Consider the following 17562-nt stretch of genomic DNA (forward strand, 5'->3'; position numbering starts at 1 on the left):
GGCGGCCGTCAGCTGATCTTCGCCTGGTTCAGGGAGAAGAGTTCATGCCTCTGATGGCGCTCTTGGCCGACGAAAGCCTTGAACTCGCCGAGCCTGTAGCTGAGGGCGCCGCTGGAGCGCTTCACCCTGTGGATCACGAAGTCGTGCTCGAGGTGGGCAATGTGCCGTTCGACTTCCGGCTCTGACATGTGCTGCCCGGTCTTCTCCAACCGGCTGATGATCTGGTCGATCCCGATGGGACGGTCCATCCCCCGAAGCAGCTTGTAGACGGGGTCGTGGACTACCTCTGTTGCCTCTACCAGCTCGGTGCGGGGCCCTTCCTGCCGCAGCGCCCGTGCGATGGACCGTCCCACCGCCTCCGCGACAGGCGGCGGGAAGGCGTTGCCTACCTGCCGGTACGTACTGGTCTTCCGGCCCTCGAACACCCACTCGTCCTCGGGCCTCCAGCCCTGGATCCGGGCCACCATCTCCACGGTCAGTTTCGGTCCTGGCTTGCCTTCAGCCGGCTTCCAGCCAGGCTCTGGGGCCTGATCGCTGACACCGAGAGCGTCCACCCCCAGCTTCGCCCAAGCAGCCTTGGCGCGCGTAGGTCCTAGGTCGGCCCCACCGTGCTTCTTCGACCCTCCGACGATGGTGGGGGCGATATCGTTGGCCTTCTCAGCCCAGCTTCTAGCGCCCTCCCAGCCCCTAGCGGCCATCAGGTCGCAAAGGGCTTCGCCCACTGTGGGCCGCTTGGCCGCCAACGGTTCAGGCCATGTGAAGTACTCAGCGTATTCAGGGCGTAGCGCTACGAGCACGAAACGGGGCCGCAGCTGCGGCACTCCGAAGTCAGCTGCGTGGAGGAGCTTCCACTGAGCGACGTAGCCAGCGCTTTGCAGGGTGTCGAGGACGTTCTGCCGATAGGCTGCGAAGCGATTGGCGCTGAGCCCCCGGACGTTCTCCAGCAGGAGCGCCTTGGGCTTGGCCCTCTCAGCCAGGCGCACGGCCCAGGCGAAAAGATCGCGCTCGTCGGTTGCCCCCAACTGCTTACCGGCGATGGTGAAGGGCGGGCACGGCACGCCGCCAGCGATCAGATCCATCCCGCTGAACTTCTCGGGCTTCCAGACCTCCGGATCAGCCACATCGCCTTGCCGGACGTCCCAGTCTGGCCGATTCCTGCGCAGTGTGGCGACGGCGTGCGTGTCGAGCTCAACGGCCAGGGCGTGCCCGAATCCGGCGCGCTCCAACCCGAGGGCCTGGCCGCCCGCCCCTGCGCAAATCTCGACAGCCTGCAGATCCGTCATTCATCCTCCATACGTGCGCACCGCCCGCCGAGCGCTTGGCTGCACTCGCGGCAGGCTGGACTCGAACGTGCTAGCGAGTCCGTCTCTGCGTACGAACATCCCAGGAACAAGCCAGCAAGTCCACCGAGACGGGCGTGTACAGCTGACCGCGAACGGGGCCAGTGAGAATGCCCAGTCTAGGTGGCTGGAACCCTGCGGACCCTTGCCTTACTGCCGCCTCACACGAAAGAAATAGAGGACCATCTCACATCCGACGCCGACGACCTCACGCCCCACCTCGGCGTGCCCTCACCGCGAGCGGCAGCCGACAGAGCTCTGTCCCAGAGATGGACGCGGAGTCGCTGGGCCTGACGCATCTCGAGATCATGCTGTCCATCTCGTTGTGAATATGTGTTCGTACGGAGATCCGGGCGAGTCCTGCCCGCCCTGACCTGCAGCGGAGCGTTCGGAGCGGCACCGTCCAGACGGTGCTGGACGGAGGCGAATGGGCCACGCTGGGTGGTCCGTCCAGCTTCCGTGACGCTGTCAGGCTTGGATGGCGAAAGTGGGCTCGCAACCTTCATCGATCTTGATGTCTTCGTAAACTACGGTCTCGCACAACCGGTTCCAGTGGTCGCCAAGGAGGACCGCGAGTCCCTTTGGGCGCAGAAGGCCCGCATCTCCCCTGCGGTCCGCCACTGCGCCAGGGCGGTGCCGAACCGGTTGACCCGTACGGCGTCCACCGCCTTGATCGCCGCGACGCTGATCGCCGCTTCCCACTCCCGCCGCACGCGCTCCTTCTTCTCCGCTTTCCGCCGACGGTGCTCCTCTTCTTCCTGGGCCTCTCGCAGGCGGCGTTCCTCCTCCTGCCGTTCCCTCTCCTCACACTGACGCCGCTGTTCCGCCTCCCGCGCCAGCCGGGCCTGCTCCTCTTCCTTCGCGCGGGCCTTCAGCGCTCGGAGGACGGCGTCGATCTGGTCCTCCAGCGGCTTCTGGCGGTGTCGACCCATTCCTTGTTCCAGCCGTATCGGTAGCCGTGGCTGTAGCCCGAGCCTTGGCTCACGTGCAGTTCCAGTTCCCCAGATGGCTCGAACCGGTGCAGGGGTGACCCGCTGCCACTCGTACGTCCGCCGGCCCGGCTGCGTGGGTACGTGCCGGGCCTGCTTCTGCCGTTCCTTGAAGCTGATCTCGCACGTCCTGCCGTGGACAGTGAGCAGTGGCCTCAAGCTGCCTGCGCTTCTTCGACACCGCGATCTCGCCCTGCCGGGCGAGGGCCTGCTCGGCGAGGAGCCGAAGCAGGGAGAGCACTCGTGGGAGTACCTCGTCCGAGATCTCGAAGGCGCTGTGGTCCGCGGTGACCGCCGCGATCACGTCCTCGACGTCTGTGATCACTCGGCTGCGTGCCAGGCGGATCCGGTTCCACTCGGTGTCGTCCTCGCCGGTCACCCGGAGCAGGCCGAGAAAGAAGTCTCCCTCTGCTCGCCCGCTGTATTTCAGGTGATAGCCCTCTGGCGCACACTGCCTCGCGGCGTCGAACGCCCGGCGATAGCGGGCCCGCTCCTCTTCGCTCGGGTCCGCGATCCGAAGGAACCGGCGTAGAGACTCTCCAGGTCCGTGGGGGCGGTACGGGTGACGGGCATCAGAAGCCCCCCGAAGAGAAGAGGCGCGGTCTACGCGCCATCGGTGCAGACCGCGGACAGCCATCCGACAAGCTGTCCGCCGGTGATGGGGATGTGGACGTCGCCACGGCGAAGGAACCACCCGTCGGCGTACCGCTGGGGCAGCCAGCCGGCGTCTGGGGCGCCCAGACTGGGAGGCTTCTGCAGCGGGTCGTCGACGGGCCAGCAGCCCAGGAGTGCTCTGGCCACGCGTCGCTGAACCGGACGGAACCACTCCCACGTCTCCGCGCGAGCCGGGTTGATCGACAGGCGGGGCAGCGCGCCGGCGAGCAGCGGCAGCCACTTGTCGCCCAGGACGGGATGGCCGACCGCCGCGCAGTCGAGCGCGGCGAGACAGGTCTCCAGCTTCCGGCATACGACGCCGACCGGTTCGGCCAGGCCGTCCTCGACGAGGCCGGTCAGGTCCTCGGCGAGACTCGCTGCCACCTCGGCCTGGTCGGCAACCGCCCACCGTCGGTAGCCCTGGCGCTCCACGGGAGCGAGCACCGGAACCCAGCGTCCGGAGCCGTAGGAGAGAGCGGTACGCAGACACATGAGGTCGTGCATCGAAGCGCGTACCCGGCGGAACGAGCCGAGGTCGTCGCGGCGGACGTCGAAGGAGCGGAGCAGGTGACGGAGTTCCTCCGCCCGCTGCGGCGCCGTCGCCTAGAGGTCGACACGGACGCCGTCCACGATGCGGGACTCCCACGCCGGAAGGGTGCCGTCCACGATGCCACGCAGGTCGATGTCGCTCGCCGCGTGGGCGAAGCCGCAGGCGAGGGCTCCCTCCAGCCAGACCTCACGAGCCTCGCCGGACGCGAGCAGAGCCTGGGCGACTCTGTCGGCGATCTCCCGGCGCAGTCGTGCCGATGGGTTCACCGGTGCCCTCCTTCGATCAGGATCTTGTCGGCGGCGGTGATCTCCTTGAGGAGATCGATGGCCCATCGGTCGAGTGCGCCGCGCACGTCGGAGCGCTGCGCGCCGATGTGGGGCGAGGCCAGGAGGTTGAGCGGCGTCGTGGAGCCGGTGAGGAGCGGCAGGTGCTCCCGCTCGACCGGGTCGAGTGCGACGCCCGAGAGCCTCCCGTCCGCCAGTGCCCGACGCGGGCGAGGCAAGCGCGCCGGTCGCTCCCGAGACCGAGGCCCAGAGAAGGTGGTCACCGATGCGTTCGGCGTCCTGTTGACTGCCGAGCGGGCCGCTCTCCTGTCGGGTCGCGACGACGAGTTCGTCGCCGTGGTCCTCAAGGGGTACACCGGCATGCGCTGGGGCGAGATCGTCGGCCTTGCAACCACGTTCGTCCGCCCTGGGGCCGTCCGTGTCGAGTGGCAGCTGTACGAACTCGACACGGGCGAGCTGGTGCGCTGCCCGCCCAAGGACGACAGCTACCGCACCATTGACTCGATGGGCTGGTTGTCGGCACTGGTCACCAACCACGTCGTACGTACGAAGCCCACACCGTGCCCTTGCCACGGCAAGACCAATGTCTTCCGAGGCCAGGGCGCGGCTCGCACCGGCGGCCACCAGGGCGCGAAGCTCGTCGACGTCGCGCGTCGGGTCAGCGTCTCCACTGGCACGGTGTCCAACGTCCTCAACCACCCCGAGCGCGTCACCGAGGCCACGCGAGCGAAGGTCGAGCAGGCCATCGCGGACCTCGGATTCGTACGGGGCGGCACTGCGCCGGAGCATGCCGCTCACTGGCGCAGAAACGGTTTCGCCACCTGGCTGTTCACGCCGGCGGTCTCTGGCTGGTATCCGAAGAAGGCGCCACAGGAGCCACGGCCCGTGCCCCTGCTTGGCGAGCCTTGGCCCGGCGTCCCGGCACGGGGGCGGGGTGCCAGCGAGCGGGCCCACGCCTGCTGGCTCCCGATCGCCAAGGGCCTCACGCCCCACGGTCTTCGCCACACCCATCGGACCGTGATGGAGGACCTCGGTACGGAGAAGGTCCTCATGGACGAGCGCATGGGACACATCGACGGCTCCGTCTCGGCCCGCTACGCCCACGTCACCCCTGGCATGCGCCGACGCCTCATGCTGGGGCTGACCGAGCAGTGGAGTCGGCGCTCGATGCCCGTCTGGCCGATGTGCCCCACGTCCCCAGTGCACGTCCTCAATGGTCTCCTGCGCGCACGCGGGGATGCTCGCGAGCTGACGATGCCTGGTTGATGCGCCACGGGTCCCCCCACGCGATCACCGCGTGGGGGCACACGTGCTTCGTGGATGCTGCTTCGGCCGCCTCGGGTCAGACGGCGAAGGCTTGACCGCACACGAGGCAGTGATAGGGACCCGACGTGTCTTCGGGCACTTTCACCGGCTCGTACGAGTGGCAGGGGGATGTCACGATGACCATGTCGTCGGGTTCAGTGAGGGGCGAAGGTGCCTCTGGGGTATCCACGCTGCCCTTGACGCCGACCTTCACGTACTTGCTGCGGATCGGCTTGAGCGCGCTCTTCAGCTCGTCCTCCACCATCCGCGCTGCGGCGGGAGCGATCACGCCCCTGGCGTAGTCGATCTGTTCCTGGGTCCACCAGGAGTCCGGCCCAGCTGGCTGGCCACAAAGAGGGCAGTAGTAGGCAGGGGGCGACGACTGCTGCTCGGCCTCGGCCTCTTCATTTGCCGCCCCGTGGTGCCATTTGAACTGGCTGATGCAGTGTGGGCACTCTCGACGCACGAAGCCGTCGTGGTCCAAGGGCAGGCTCATCGGAATCTCCATGTCAGGCCCCGTCCACGAACTCTTCGACCCTGATCGGCACCCCATCGGCGGTCTTGCCCGTCAGGACGACGTTGAAGTACGAGCTTGCCCCCATCCCCATGGAGCGGGCGCTCATCACGCGCACCGACTTACCGGCGGGCAACTTCGGCACCGGGAACTCACCCTCGTTGCGTGTGACTAGCTCGGCCTTTTCTTCGGCTTCCACATCAAGGTCGTAGACGTCCCCGGGGCCGTGGTTGGTGATCACGACCGTCCCCATCTTCCTCGACCCGTTGTCGACGTATCGGGCACTTAGCCGAGGGACGCCGACCGCCTGCGACGACGGCAGCTTCCGCCCCAGCGGAAGCCCGCCGCCTGGCGGCACCGGGGGAGTGAGGTCGCCGGCGTCATGCCAGTCCATGCCGGTCAGGCGCACAGCACACCCCGCCGTCTGCAGACGCATCGCGAGGTCCTGACGCTTCCTCGTGGAGTTGTCGAGGCGGATCACATGCCGGCCATGAATGTCGCTGAAGACCTTCACCTGCCCGAGCTCCACGATGACGGTGCGGTTCTCGTCCCGGCCCATGGCCATGCCCGCCTCGAACAGGACGTTCGGCCGGGGCTGCATCTGTGGGCTGCACTCGGGGTCCCCGGCGTACGTGAGGCTCTCGTGCAGGTAGGTGACGTCGTCAGGGGTCTGGAGGACGACCACTGCCTGCGCGTTCGAGAACGCCGTGTCCAGGACCTCACCGATGTACGGGGAGCCCTTGCCGGTCATCTGGATGGCCTCGGACCACTCGATGGGATCGAGCCCCAGCGCCCGCAGGAACTCGAAGAGCCCCTTGCGTGCGAGATCGTTTCGTCCGTGGATCACGAACACCTTGCGAGGGTCTGCGCCGCCCTCGGCCACTCGGTCTGCCATGTCTTGCTCACTACTCACGGTCGAGGGAGAACTGTCCCCAGTGACGGTAGCGGCGGGCACTGACAACGAGAGAGCCCGATGCGGGGAGCTGCCTCCTGGGGTCGGCTCCCAAACGGCTCCCAATACGTCCCCGGAAACCACTCAGGGGCCTGATTCGATCTCTCGAATCGGGCCCCTGACCTGGTGTTTCATCTGTCGGGGTGGCGGGATTTGAACCCACGACCTCTTCGTCCCGAACGAAGCGCGCTGCCAAGCTGCGCTACACCCCGATGTCACTGCTCTGCTGTTCACGTCGCGGCGACATCGATTACTTTAGCCCACCCACGCCCGGAGACGAAATCCGGTTTTCGCGCCGCCGCGCCGCTCAGTCTCGTGCGGTCAGGGTCAGGAGGGTCGCCTCCGGCGGGCAGGCGAAACGGACCGGGGTGTACCGGTTCGTGCCGCAGCCCGCCGAGACGTGGAGGAACGAGGTCCGGCCCTCGACGGTGTGGGTGGACAGCCCCTTCACCCGGTCGGTGTCCAGGTCGCAGTTGGTCACCAGGGCGCCGTAGAAGGGGATGCACAGCTGACCGCCGTGCGTGTGGCCGGCCAGGATCAGCTCGTACCCGTCGGCCGTGAACGCGTCGAGGGTGCGCAGGTACGGGGCGTGGACCACGCCCACCGAGAAGTCCGCCGACCGGTCCGGGCCGCCGGCCACTCGCGCGTAGCGGTCCCGCTTGATGTGCGGGTCGTCCAGGCCGGTGAAGGCGACCTCCAGGTCGGGCAGCTTGAGCCGGCCGCGCGTGTTGGTCAGGTTCTGCCAGCCCGCCGCGTCGAAGGCCTCGCGCATGCCCTCCCACGGGTTGTGGACCGCGCCGACCACCGGCGCGTTGCCGTTCAGACCGTGGCGGCCCTGCGCCTTCTCCATCAGATAGCGGGCGGGGTTGCGCAGCCGCGGCCCGTAGTAGTCGTTGGAACCGAAGACGTAGACACCCGGGAACTCCATCAGCGGACCGAGCGCGTCCAGGACCTCCGGGACGGCGTCCGTGTCGGAGAGGTTGTCGCCCGTGTTGACGACGAAGTCCGGCCGCAGCCCCGCCAGCGACTGCAGCCACGCCCGCTTCTTGCGCTGACCGCAGACCATGTGGATGTCGGAGACCTGAAGGACCCGCAGATCGCGCATCCCTGGCGGCAGTACGGGGATCGTCACCCGGCGGAGACGGAACGAGCGGGCCTCGAAGCCCGCCGCGTAGACGAGTCCGGCCGCCGCCGTCGCGGTAAGACCTGCCGTGACCTTCAGGGGGATCCCGTACCGTGCGCGCATTCCCCCATCGTCGCAGACGGAGCCGCTCCCCTCGATCCGCGGGCGCCCACCGGGAGGACGGCGGGGAGCTGGGCGGGGACGGGGCCGGGGAGGCGGGCGGGGGATAAAGCGCGGGCGGGCACGACGCCCCACCTGACACACTGGGGCGTATGACCACGCTCAAGGCCAAGCTTCAGGACGACCTCAACGCCGCCATCAAGGAGCGCGACGAGCTGCGCTCCTCGACGCTCCGGCTCACCCTCGCCGCGATCACCAAGGAGGAGGTCGCGGGCAAGACCAAGCGCGAGCTCTCCGACGACGAGGTGCAGAAGGTGATCGCCAAGGAGGCGAAGAAGCGCCGCGAGGCCGCGGACGCCTTCGCCCAGGGCGGTCGCGCCGAGTCGGCCGAGCGGGAGAAGGCGGAGGGCGTCATCCTCGACGCGTACCTGCCGAAGCAGCTCAGCGACGAGGAGCTGGAGCAGATCGTGGCCGCGGCCGTCGCCGAGGCCACGGGCGCGGGCCACGAGGGGCCGCGCGCGATGGGCGCCGTCATGAAGATCGTGAACCCGAAGGTGGCCGGCCAGGCCGAGGGCGGTCGTGTCGCCGCCGTCGTGAAGAAGCTCCTCGCCGGCTGACCACCCGCCGCGAGCCGTACGCACGACGACACGCCTGAGGGCGCCCCCGGTCTCGGGAGGCGCCCTCAGACGTACGTACCGCGGCCGGGAGCCTAGCGGTTTCCGCCGCCGCCACCGTTGCCCTGGCCGCGGTTGTTCCCGCCGCCGATCAGGTCCGGCGGGAGGGTGATGCCGGGGAAGATGTCCCCGTCGTCCGGCTCGCGGTCGCCCGGCTTGCCGTCGTCGCCCGGCTTGTTCTTGTCCTTCTCCTTGTCCTCCGGCTTCTCGCCGCGCGGCACGGAGATGGGCGCGAAGGACGGCGTCTCGGAGGCGTTCAGCGCCCCGGTCATCGCGATCCGCCAGATCGGACCGGGCAGGCAGCCACCACAGACCTTGTCGTAGTACTCGCCGCCGATGGTGATGTCGTACATCGACTGCTTCTCGCCGACGTCGTCACCGACCCACACCGCCGTGGACAGGTTCGGCGTGTACCCGACGAACCAGGCGTCCTTGCGGTCGTTGGTCGTACCCGTCTTGCCGGCGTTGTCGCGGTCGCTCAGACCGGCCTTCGTACCGGTGCCGTCCTCGACGACGCCCTTCAGCATCTGGTTGACGGTGTCGGCGGTCCGCTCGCTCATCGCCCGCGAGCACTCGGTCTTCGGCACCTTCAGCTTGTCGCCGGCCGCCGTGGTGATGGACTCGATGGCGATCGGGGTGCAGTACGTGCCCCGGTTGGCGAAGGTGGCGTAGACGGCCGCCATGTCGAGCGGGGTGGCCTCCTGGCCGCCGAGGGTGATCGAGGGAAGCTCCTTGAGCTTCTTGCCGAGCTCCCTCTCGTACCCCATCTTCTTCGCCATCTCGACCGTCTCGCACAGACCGGTCATCTGCTCCAGATGGGCGAAGTAGGTGTTGATGGACTTGCCGAGCGCGCTCGTCATGTCCCAGGTGCCGGCCTCGGACTCCAGCTCGTTCTGCAGGTCCCAGTTGCCGCCGCCGGCCGGTCCGCCCGCACAGGTGCGGTACGAGTCCATCGGCAGCGAGATCTTCCACGGCGTGGAGAACGACTGGGCGGGGCTCAGCCCCTTCTCCAGGGCGGCCGCGGCCGTGATCGGCTTGAACGTCGAACCGACCTGGAAGCCGTAGGTGGTGCCGCCCATCTTGCTGCCGACCGCGAGGTTGAGCGTCGTCTGGTGCTGCTTCTGGTCCAGGCCGTACGGGCGGGACTGGCCCATGGAGAGGATCTTGCCGCTGCCCGGCTGGACCTGGACGACCGAGGCGGCGACCTTGTCGTCCTCGTTGATCTTCGCGACGGCGGCCTGGTTGGCCGCCTCCTGCGCGCGCGGGTCGAGCGTGGTCCTGATGGTCAGTCCGCCCAGGTTCCACAGCTTCTGCCGCTCCTCGACCGTCTTGCCGAAGACCGGGTCGTTGAGGATCGTCTTGCGGACGTAGTCGCAGAAGAAGCCGGCGCCGTCGACGGCGGTGATGCAGCCGTTCCTCGGGCTCTTCACCTTCAGCTTGATCGGCGTGGCCTTCGCACGGTCCGCCTCGGCCTGGCTGATGTCCTTCACGTCGGCCATCCGCTGCAGGACGATGTTGCGCCGCTTGGTGGCCTCCTGGAGGTCGTTGACCGGGTCGTAGCGGCTCGGCGACTGGACGAGGCCGGCCAGCATGGCGGCCTCCTCCACCTTCAGGTCGGCGGCGGGCTTGGAGAAGTAGCGCTGGGACGCCGCCTCGATGCCGTACGCCTGCTGCCCGAAGAAGGTGATGTTGAGGTAGTTCTCGAGGATCTTCTTCTTCCCCAGCTCCTCCTCGACCTGGATCGCGTACTTCAGTTCGCGGACCTTGCGGCCGATGGTCTGCTGGGTGGCCTGGGCGACCTTCTCGGGATCGTCGCCCGCCTCCTCGACGAAGACGTTCTTCACGTACTGCTGCGTGAGCGTGGACGCGCCCTGGGCCACGCCGCCCGACTGGGCGTTGCGGTTGATCGCGCGCAGCACGCCCTTGAGGTCGATCGCCCCGTGCTCGTAGAAGCGCGAGTCCTCGATCGCGACGATCGCCTTCTGCATGTACGGAGAGATCTTCTCGATCGGCACGACCTTCCGGTCGCGCGAGTACACGGTGGCGAGGTGGCCGCCCTCCGAGTCGAGGATCGTGGTGCGCTGACTCAGCGGCGGTGTCTTCAGGTTGGACGGGATCTCGTCGAATCCCTCGACCGTGCCCTTGGCGGCCAATCCGAGCGCTCCGGCCGCGGGCAGGGCGATGCCCGCCAGCACGGCTCCGGAGAGCACACTGACACCGAGGAACTTGGCGGCCTGCTGGGTCCCGGTCAGACCACCGCCCGAGCGCTTCTTTGCCATGGGGGCAGCCTACGTTCTGAATCGCCGGACACGCGTATATGCCTTGGCCTAAGCTGCTCTCAACTGTCACAGCAGTGCGGTCCCGCATCAAGGGCCGGGCGTGACATCGGTACGAGAACCCATGACCCCGAAGCGTGGGAAGTCCTGCCCGATTCCGCCCCATGCGTCACCCGCCGTCCCAAGTGACTCCGTCATAACGGGGTGGATTGTGGTGATCTGACGGTTTTGACACGTATGTCCTCGGGTCACTCCCCTGGGTGATCTGCCGCGTACGCATAGTCCGTTCGGGCCATTCAAGATTGGGCCCGAAGGGGGTGTTGCGCTGTGCCCACCTTCCGTAACGTCACCAACTGGCAGCGGTGAATATGCCGCTACCGCCGTGGGGGAGCCTCGATTCGGGAGAGGACGGCGCCGGTATGGGCTGGGTAGCTGACTGGAGTGCGCAGGCGGCCTGCCGCACTACCGATCCGGATGAACTTTTCGTGCAGGGAGCGGCGCAGAACAGGGCGAAGGCGGTGTGCACCGGATGCCCGGTGCGGACCGAGTGCCTGGCCGACGCCCTGGACAACCGCGTGGAGTTCGGTGTGTGGGGCGGCATGACGGAGCGCGAGCGCCGTGCCCTGTTGCGCCGGCGGCCGACCGTCACCTCGTGGCGGCGACTGCTCGAGACGGCGCGTACGGAGTACGAGCGGGGAGCGGGCCTGCTGCCCGTGGCGATCGAGGACGACGCGACGTACGAGGCGTACGCGGCGGTGGGCTAGGCCCACCGGAGCCCGCAAGACCCGCAGGAGCCCGCCGGCCCGGCAAGAGCCTCGCCGGAGCTCCGGCGTAGCGGGAACAGCTCAGGCCGAGGGCATGCGCCCGGCCGTGAGCCGGTCACCGATGGCCCGCAGCCCTGCGAGATCGTGTACGTCGCCGGGCAGGGCGGCCACTTCGGCGACCGCCACCTCCGGGTGGAGCGCGGTGAAGCGGTCACGCGTGCGCTGTTCGCGCGCGAGCACCTGCATCCGCTCGGCATGCAGACGCAGGAGACCCGCGGTCAGTTGCTCGATGTCCGGCACGTGCTCGATGTCCTGTACGGCGGGGTCGTACGCGGATGTGTCGTACGCGGCTGTGGGGGCAGCCTCGTCGTCGTGCGAGGAGTGTGCGGCGGCGGTGGCGATGTCTGACGGCTCGGGGATTGTGGCGCGGGGGCCACGCTCACCAGTCTTCCCGCCGCCCTGATCCACCATGCGGCCCTCGTCAAGATTTTCTGCCGCGGCCCGCGCCCGCTCGGCCGACAGCCGGGCGGCGCCGCTGCCGTGCACACGGTTGAGGACGAGACCGGCCAGCGGCATCTCCTCGGCGGCCAGCCGCTCCACGAAGTACGCGGCCTCGCGCAGCGCGTCCCGCTCCGGCGTGGCGACCACGAGAAACGCCGTCCCCGGGGCCTGGAGCAGCTTGTACGTCGCGTCCGCCCGGGTCCGGAAGCCACCGAACATCGTGTCCATGGCGGCGACGAAGGTCTGTACGTCCTTGAGGAACTGACCCCCCAGCAGCTTCCCCAGGGTCCCCGTCATCATCGACATGCCGACGTTGAGGAACTTCATCCCCGCCCGGCCGCCCATCTTCGCCGGCGCCATCAGCAGCTTGATGAACTTCCCGTCCAGGAAGGACCCCAGCCGTTTCGGCGCGTCGAGGAAGTCGAGCGCGGAGCGGGACGGCGGAGTGTCGACGATGATCAGGTCCCAGGCGTCCCGGGCCCGCAGCTGCCCGAGCTTCTCCATCGCCATGTACTCCTGCGTACCGGCGAAACCGGCCGACAGCGACTGGTAGAAGGGGTTCTCCAGGATCGCCCGGGCCCGCTCGCCGTCGGCGTGCGCCTCGACGATCTCGTCGAAGGTCCGCTTCATGTCCAGCATCATCGCGTGCAGTTCCCCGCTGCCCGACCCCTTGATGCCGTCCACTTTCCGCGGGATGTTGTCGAGCGAGTCGATCCCCATCGACTGCGCGAGCCGCCGCGCCGGGTCGATCGTCAGGACGACGACTTTGCGGCCGCGCTCCGCCGCGCGGACGCCCAGGGCGGCCGCGGTCGTCGTCTTGCCGACACCCCCGGCACCGCAGCACACGATGATCCGGGTCCCCGGGTCGTCGATGAGCGGGTCGAGCTCGAGCGTGGGAACGGAGTCGAGGCCGTTCACCGGAGAAACGTCCTCCGCCGTCGTCTCCGTCACGCGTCCACCCCTTGCTTCCGCAGTTCCTTCGCCAGCCGGTACAGGCCCGCGATGTCCGCCCCGTCCCCCAGGAAGGGCAGTTCGTACGCCGGTACGTCGAGCGCGGTCAGGACCGCCCGCTGCTCGCGCTCCAGCTCCACGCGCTGCGCGTGCTCCGCCGCCTGTTCCAGGAGCGGCCCGACCAGCTTCGTACCCCCGCCGATCCCCGCGGCGGTCAGGGTCTTCGCGACCGCGTCCCGGTGGTCGCCGGAGGCGGCCCGTACCGCCGCCTCGTCGAGGACGTGCGGACGGACCATGTTCACGATGACCTTGCCCACCGGCAGCTCGGCGTCCCGCAGTTCGGCGATGCCGTCCGCGGTCTCCTGGACCGGCATCTCCTCCAGGAGGGTCACCAGGTGCACCGCCGTCTCCGGGGACTTCAGCACCCGCATCACGGCCTGCGCCTGATTGTGTATCGGGCCGATCCGGGCCAGACCCGCCACCTCGTCGTTGACGTTGAGGAAGCGGGTGATCCGGCCGGTGGGCGGCGCGTCCATCACGACGTAGTCGTAGGTGTAGCCGCCGTGCTTCTCGCGTCGGCGGACCGCCTCGCACGCCTTGCCGGTCAGCAGGACGTCCCGTACCCCGGGCGCGATCGTCGTCGCGAAGTCGATCGCGCCGAGCTTCTTCAGGGCCCGGCCCGCGCTGCCCAGTTTGTAGAACATCTGGAGGTAGTCGAGGAGCGCCCGCTCGGCGTCGATGGCCAGCGCGAACACCTCGCCGCCGCCCGGACCGACGGCGATCTTGCGCTCCTCGTACGGAAGCGCCTCCGTCTCGAAGAGCTGTGCGATGCCCTGCCTGCCTTCGACCTCCACGAGGAGGGTGCGCCTGCCCTCCGTCGCGAGGGCGAGCGCGAGGGCGGCGGCGACCGTCGTCTTACCGGTACCGCCCTTGCCGCTGACGACCTGGAGCCTGCTCACGTCTTCGAGCCTAACCACTGCCGTGCCGCCCTAAGCAGGAGGTGTCTGTGGCAGCGGATACAGTCGGCTCCATGACCAAGTGGGAATACGCGACCGTGCCCCTTCTCGTGCACGCGACGAAGCAGATTCTGGACACCTGGGGCGAGGACGGGTGGGAGCTCGTCCAGGTCGTTCCCGGACCGAACAACCCCGAGCAGCTCGTGGCCTACCTGAAGCGGGAGAAGGCGTGAGCGCCGTCGAGGCCAAGCTCGCCGAGCTCGGCCTGACCCTGCCGGAGGTCGTGCCCCCGCTGGCCGCCTACCAGCCGGCCGTGCGGTCGGGCGTGTACGTGTACACCTCGGGCCAGCTCCCGATGGTGGACGGCAAGCTTCCGGTGACCGGCAAGGTCGGCGGCGAGGTGACCGCGGAGGAGGCCAAGAAGCTCGCGGCCACCTGTGCGCTGAACGCGCTCGCGGCCGTGAAGTCGGTCGCCGGTGACCTGGACCGGATCAAGCGGGTCGTGAAGGTCGTCGGCTTCGTCGCCTCGGCCGCCGACTTCACCGGCCAGCCGGCCGTGATCAACGGCGCCAGCGAGCTGCTCGGCGCCGTCCTCGGCGACAAGGGCGTGCACGCCCGCAGCGCGGTGGGCGTGGCCGTGCTTCCGCTCGACGCCCCGGTCGAGGTCGAGGTCCAGGTGGAGCTCGTCCAGGACTGACCAGCACCCCGGAAAGTCGTCACGAGCCGGTTCCCCCCTCAGGGGGGAATCGGCTCTCGAACATCCCGACCGCCCGGCATACCATCCGGCCATGGCGAATGGACAGTGGTACCCACCGGAATGGCCCGACCGCATCCGCGCTCTCGCCGCGGGCGAGCTGGTCCCCGCGACGCCCAAGCGGGCCGCCACCGTCCTGCTGCTGCGGGACGCGGCGGACGGGCCGAGCGTCCACATGCTGCGGCGCCGCACCTCCATGGCCTTCGCGGGCGGCGCGTACGCCTATCCCGGTGGCGGGGTCGACCCCCGGGACGAACACCCCGTGCGCTGGGCCGGGCCCTCCCTGGCGGTCTGGGCCGAGCGGCTCGGCGTGCCGGACCACGCGCAGGCCCAGGCGATCGTCTGCGCGGCCGTGCGTGAGACGTACGAGGAGGCGGGCGTGCTGCTCGCCGGGGAGACGGCGGACTCGGTGGTCGGCGACACGACCGGCGACGACTGGGAGAAGGACCGCGAGGCGCTGGTCGCCCGCGAGCTGTCCTTCGCCGACTTCCTCGACCGGCGCGGCCTGGTGCTGCGCTCCGATCTGCTCGGCGCGTGGGCGCGCTGGATCACGCCGGAGTTCGAGCCCCGGCGGTACGACACCTGGTTCTTCGTGGCCGCGCTGCCGGCCGGCCAGCGGACCCGTAACGCCTCGACGGAGGCGGACCGCACGGTCTGGATCCGCCCGGCGGAGGCCGCGGCCGGTTACGACCGGGGCGAGCTGCTGATGATGCCGCCGACGATCTCGACCCTGCGCGGACTGGAGAAGTTCGGCTCGGCGGCCGAGGCGCTGGCCGCTTCGGTGGGGCAGGACCTCACTCCCGTACTGGCGCGGGCGCGCCTGGACGGTGACGAGGTGGTCCTGAGCTGGCCGGGGCACGACGAGTTCACCAAGCACATCCCGACGGGCGGGGACGCGGGAGCGGCCGGTGCCGCCGGTACGGCCGCGGAGGTCGAGGCCGAGGCTGAGGCCGGCGTCGAGGCCGAGGCTGAGGGTGGCGGCGCGGGTGCGGGTGCGGGCGGTGCGGGCGCGGGTGCCGGGATCGGGGGTGCGTCGTGAGTGACGCCGCCGCACTGCCCGGACAGCCCCGGGGAGCCGTGGTCTCCGGCCCCGCGACCGCCCGCGCCGTCAACGTCCTCGCGCCGAACCCCTCCGCGATGACCCTCGACGGCACGAACACCTGGATCGTCTCGGAGCCGGACTCCGAGCTGGCCGTCGTCATCGACCCCGGTCCGCTCGACGAGGGCCATCTGCGGCGCGTTGTCGACACCGCCGCGCAGCTCGGCAAGCGGGTCGCGCTCACCCTGCTGACGCACGGTCACCCGGACCACTCCGAGGGCGCGGCCCGGTTCGCCGAACTGACGGGGACCCGGGTACGCGCCCTGGACCCGGCGCTGCGGCTCGGCGACGAGGGACTGTCGGCCGGTCAGGTGGTCGCGGTCGGCGGTGTGGAACTCCGGGTGGTGGCGACCCCCGGCCACACCTCCGACTCGCTCTCCTTCCACCTGCCCGCCGACCGGGCCGTGCTGACGGGGGACACGATCCTCGGGCGCGGCACGACGATCGTCGCGCACCCCGACGGGCGGCTCGGCGACTATCTGGACTCGCTGCGCCGGCTGCGCTCGCTCACGGTCGACGACGGGGTCCACACGGTCCTGCCGGGCCACGGGCCGGTCCTGGAGGACGCGCAGGGGGCCGTGGAGTTCTATCTGGCCCACCGTGCCAGTCGCCTCGCACAGGTCGAGACGGCCGTGGAGAACGGCTACACCACCGCCCAGGAGGTGGTGGCCCATGTGTACGCCGACGTGGATCGCTCCCTGTGGCCGGCCGCCGAACTGTCCGTACGGGCGCAGCTGGAGTACCTGCGGGAACACGACCTGATCTGACCCCGGCGGAACCGGATCCCACCCCACCCCTCCGAAGCCGGCCGTCCGTGCTTTACGCTCCGCTTACTTCTGGCCGTAGTTCTCGGGGGGAATGCCCATGTTCGTCATATCCATTCTGCTGCTCATCGCGGCGGTGGTGCTGTTCTTCGTCGCCCGCGCCAACGACACGCGCGGGCTGAAGCTCGGCGCCCTCGGCGCGCTCATCGCCGGTGTCTTCGCGATGCTCGGTTCGACCCTCTACGTCGTCAGCGCGTACGAGGTCGGCGTCCCGGTCGCCTTCGGCAAGGTCGGCTCGCCGATGACCTCGGGCATGCACGTCAAGTCGCCGTTCACCGACGTCACGACGTTCTCCACCCGGCCCGTCGACCTCAACCTCTCCGACAAGGACGTGGTGGAGGTCCGTTCCTCGCAGGGCGGTGTGATGGAGGTCGAGGTGACCGTGAAGTGGGCGGTCACGCCGGCCAAGGCGGTCGAGCTGTACCGCCTCGCGGGCAGCGAGGAGGCCATCCAGCAGCGCCTGGTCTACCCCGACAGCCGGGAGATCGTCCGGAACGTCTTCGCGCGCTACACGAGCGAGCAGGGCTACGCCACGGACCGCGAGAAGATCAACGCCGAGATCGGCACGCTCATCAAGGAGCGGCTGGCCCCGCGCGGGATCGACGTCACCGCCGTCAACCTGCGCAACGTGAAGCCCTCGCCGGCCCTGCAGGAGCAGATCGACCGCAAGATCCAGCAGCAGCAGGCGACCGAGCGCGCCACCGAGGCCTCCCGTACGGCCAAGGCGGAGGCCGACCGGCGCCGCATCGAGGCGGAGGGCATCGCCCGCGCCAACAAGATCCTGAACGAGTCGCTGACGGACAAGGTCCTGATGAACCAGTGCATCGACGCGTACAAGGAGGCCGCGGCGCAGAACCCGGTCTACGCGGTGCCGTGCGGCGGCGGCAGCGGTAACCCGGTGATCGTGGACGGTACGAAGCGCTAGTCCGTAC

General features: G+C 69.2%; 20 protein-coding genes and 1 tRNA gene. 9 read left to right on the forward strand and 12 right to left on the reverse strand.

What is annotated here, in order from left to right; translation table 11 throughout:
• Positions 1-8: 8 nt before the first annotated feature.
• Positions 9-1283 carry a DNA cytosine methyltransferase gene (locus tag ACF06X_RS30320; RefSeq protein ID WP_392290498.1) on the reverse strand — a complete coding sequence of 425 codons (1275 nt, stop codon included), beginning with the start codon at positions 1281-1283 and terminating at the stop codon, positions 9-11.
• 584 nt (positions 1284-1867) lie between these two features.
• Complete coding sequence (locus ACF06X_RS30325; protein WP_392290499.1) at positions 1868-2272, reverse strand: hypothetical protein; 405 nt, start codon at positions 2270-2272, stop codon at positions 1868-1870.
• A gap of 166 nt (positions 2273-2438) precedes the next feature.
• Here ACF06X_RS30325 and ACF06X_RS30330 point away from each other — a divergent pair, with 166 nt between their 5' ends.
• Positions 2439-2861 carry a hypothetical protein gene (locus tag ACF06X_RS30330; protein ID WP_392290500.1) on the forward strand — a complete coding sequence of 141 codons (423 nt, stop codon included), beginning with the start codon at positions 2439-2441 and terminating at the stop codon, positions 2859-2861.
• A 71-nt stretch (positions 2862-2932) separates the two neighbouring features.
• On the opposite strand, the gene ACF06X_RS30335 is transcribed toward ACF06X_RS30330, so the two are convergent.
• The 3 genes from ACF06X_RS30335 to ACF06X_RS30345 all read right to left on the reverse strand — a co-directional run bounded on the left by ACF06X_RS30335 (position 2933) and on the right by ACF06X_RS30345 (position 4035).
• Complete coding sequence (locus ACF06X_RS30335) at positions 2933-3475, reverse strand: hypothetical protein (RefSeq protein WP_392290501.1); 543 nt, start codon at positions 3473-3475, stop codon at positions 2933-2935.
• 111 nt (positions 3476-3586) lie between these two features.
• Entirely contained in the window at positions 3587-3799 is a 213-nt protein-coding gene (locus tag ACF06X_RS30340) for a hypothetical protein (protein WP_392290502.1), read from the reverse strand.
• Positions 3796-4035, reverse strand: coding sequence for a hypothetical protein (locus ACF06X_RS30345; RefSeq protein WP_392290503.1), 240 nt, complete (start codon positions 4033-4035; stop codon positions 3796-3798). Before ACF06X_RS30345 ends, ACF06X_RS30340 begins: the two co-directional genes overlap by 4 nt.
• 37 nt (positions 4036-4072) lie before the next feature.
• On the opposite strand from ACF06X_RS30345, the gene ACF06X_RS30350 reads away from it, so the two are divergent.
• Positions 4073-5083, forward strand: coding sequence for a LacI family DNA-binding transcriptional regulator (locus ACF06X_RS30350; protein ID WP_392290504.1), 1011 nt, complete (start codon positions 4073-4075; stop codon positions 5081-5083).
• A 76-nt stretch (positions 5084-5159) separates the two neighbouring features.
• Here ACF06X_RS30350 and ACF06X_RS30355 read toward each other — a convergent pair whose 3' ends face one another.
• The 4 genes from ACF06X_RS30355 to ACF06X_RS30370 all read right to left on the reverse strand — a co-directional run bounded on the left by ACF06X_RS30355 (position 5160) and on the right by ACF06X_RS30370 (position 7834).
• On the reverse strand, positions 5160-5630 hold the full coding sequence (locus tag ACF06X_RS30355; protein WP_392290505.1) for a hypothetical protein: 471 nt from the start codon (positions 5628-5630) through the stop codon (positions 5160-5162).
• Between the two features lies 1 nt (position 5631).
• On the reverse strand, positions 5632-6531 hold the full coding sequence (locus tag ACF06X_RS30360; protein WP_392290506.1) for a TIR domain-containing protein: 900 nt from the start codon (positions 6529-6531) through the stop codon (positions 5632-5634).
• A 195-nt stretch (positions 6532-6726) separates the two neighbouring features.
• Positions 6727-6800 (reverse strand) — tRNA-Pro (locus tag ACF06X_RS30365).
• 95 nt (positions 6801-6895) lie between these two features.
• Positions 6896-7834 carry a metallophosphoesterase gene (locus ACF06X_RS30370; protein WP_392290507.1) on the reverse strand — a complete coding sequence of 313 codons (939 nt, stop codon included), beginning with the start codon at positions 7832-7834 and terminating at the stop codon, positions 6896-6898.
• Between the two features lie 149 nt (positions 7835-7983).
• Here ACF06X_RS30370 and ACF06X_RS30375 point away from each other — a divergent pair, with 149 nt between their 5' ends.
• Positions 7984-8448 carry a GatB/YqeY domain-containing protein gene (locus ACF06X_RS30375; RefSeq protein WP_158988342.1) on the forward strand — a complete coding sequence of 155 codons (465 nt, stop codon included), beginning with the start codon at positions 7984-7986 and terminating at the stop codon, positions 8446-8448.
• 92 nt (positions 8449-8540) lie between these two features.
• Here ACF06X_RS30375 and ACF06X_RS30380 read toward each other — a convergent pair whose 3' ends face one another.
• Positions 8541-10784, reverse strand: a complete 2244-nt coding sequence (locus tag ACF06X_RS30380) for a transglycosylase domain-containing protein (RefSeq protein WP_392290508.1) — start codon at positions 10782-10784, stop codon at positions 8541-8543.
• A gap of 416 nt (positions 10785-11200) precedes the next feature.
• On the opposite strand from ACF06X_RS30380, the gene ACF06X_RS30385 reads away from it, so the two are divergent.
• Positions 11201-11545, forward strand: a complete 345-nt coding sequence (locus tag ACF06X_RS30385) for a WhiB family transcriptional regulator (protein WP_015034550.1) — start codon at positions 11201-11203, stop codon at positions 11543-11545.
• 81 nt (positions 11546-11626) lie between these two features.
• On the opposite strand, the gene ACF06X_RS30390 is transcribed toward ACF06X_RS30385, so the two are convergent.
• Together ACF06X_RS30390 and ACF06X_RS30395 are read right to left on the reverse strand one after the other, a co-directional pair.
• Positions 11627-12997, reverse strand: coding sequence for an ArsA family ATPase (locus ACF06X_RS30390; RefSeq protein ID WP_392290509.1), 1371 nt, complete (start codon positions 12995-12997; stop codon positions 11627-11629).
• A complete protein-coding gene (locus ACF06X_RS30395; protein WP_392290510.1) occupies positions 12994-13956 on the reverse strand; it encodes an ArsA family ATPase in 963 nt (320 codons plus the stop codon). Before ACF06X_RS30395 ends, ACF06X_RS30390 begins: the two co-directional genes overlap by 4 nt.
• A 71-nt stretch (positions 13957-14027) precedes the next feature.
• On the opposite strand from ACF06X_RS30395, the gene ACF06X_RS30400 reads away from it, so the two are divergent.
• The 5 genes from ACF06X_RS30400 (at position 14028) to ACF06X_RS30420 (ending at position 17555) form a co-directional block, all read left to right on the forward strand.
• A complete protein-coding gene (locus ACF06X_RS30400) occupies positions 14028-14186 on the forward strand; it encodes a DUF4177 domain-containing protein (protein ID WP_003967454.1) in 159 nt (52 codons plus the stop codon).
• Positions 14183-14650 (forward strand): RidA family protein, encoded by a 468-nt coding sequence (locus ACF06X_RS30405; protein ID WP_158988338.1) that lies wholly within the window; start codon positions 14183-14185, stop codon positions 14648-14650. Before ACF06X_RS30400 ends, ACF06X_RS30405 begins: the two co-directional genes overlap by 4 nt.
• A 91-nt stretch (positions 14651-14741) precedes the next feature.
• Positions 14742-15746, forward strand: coding sequence for an NUDIX hydrolase (locus ACF06X_RS30410; RefSeq protein WP_392290511.1), 1005 nt, complete (start codon positions 14742-14744; stop codon positions 15744-15746).
• Positions 15743-16573, forward strand: coding sequence for an MBL fold metallo-hydrolase (locus ACF06X_RS30415; protein WP_392290512.1), 831 nt, complete (start codon positions 15743-15745; stop codon positions 16571-16573). The genes ACF06X_RS30410 and ACF06X_RS30415 overlap by 4 nt, the downstream gene beginning before the upstream one ends.
• Positions 16574-16670: 97 nt before the next feature.
• Complete coding sequence (locus ACF06X_RS30420; protein WP_392290513.1) at positions 16671-17555, forward strand: prohibitin family protein; 885 nt, start codon at positions 16671-16673, stop codon at positions 17553-17555.
• Positions 17556-17562: the final 7 nt, after the last annotated feature.

The sequence above is a fragment of the Streptomyces sp. NPDC015346 genome (assembly GCF_043078785.1).
GTDB lineage: Bacteria > Actinomycetota > Actinomycetes > Streptomycetales > Streptomycetaceae > Streptomyces.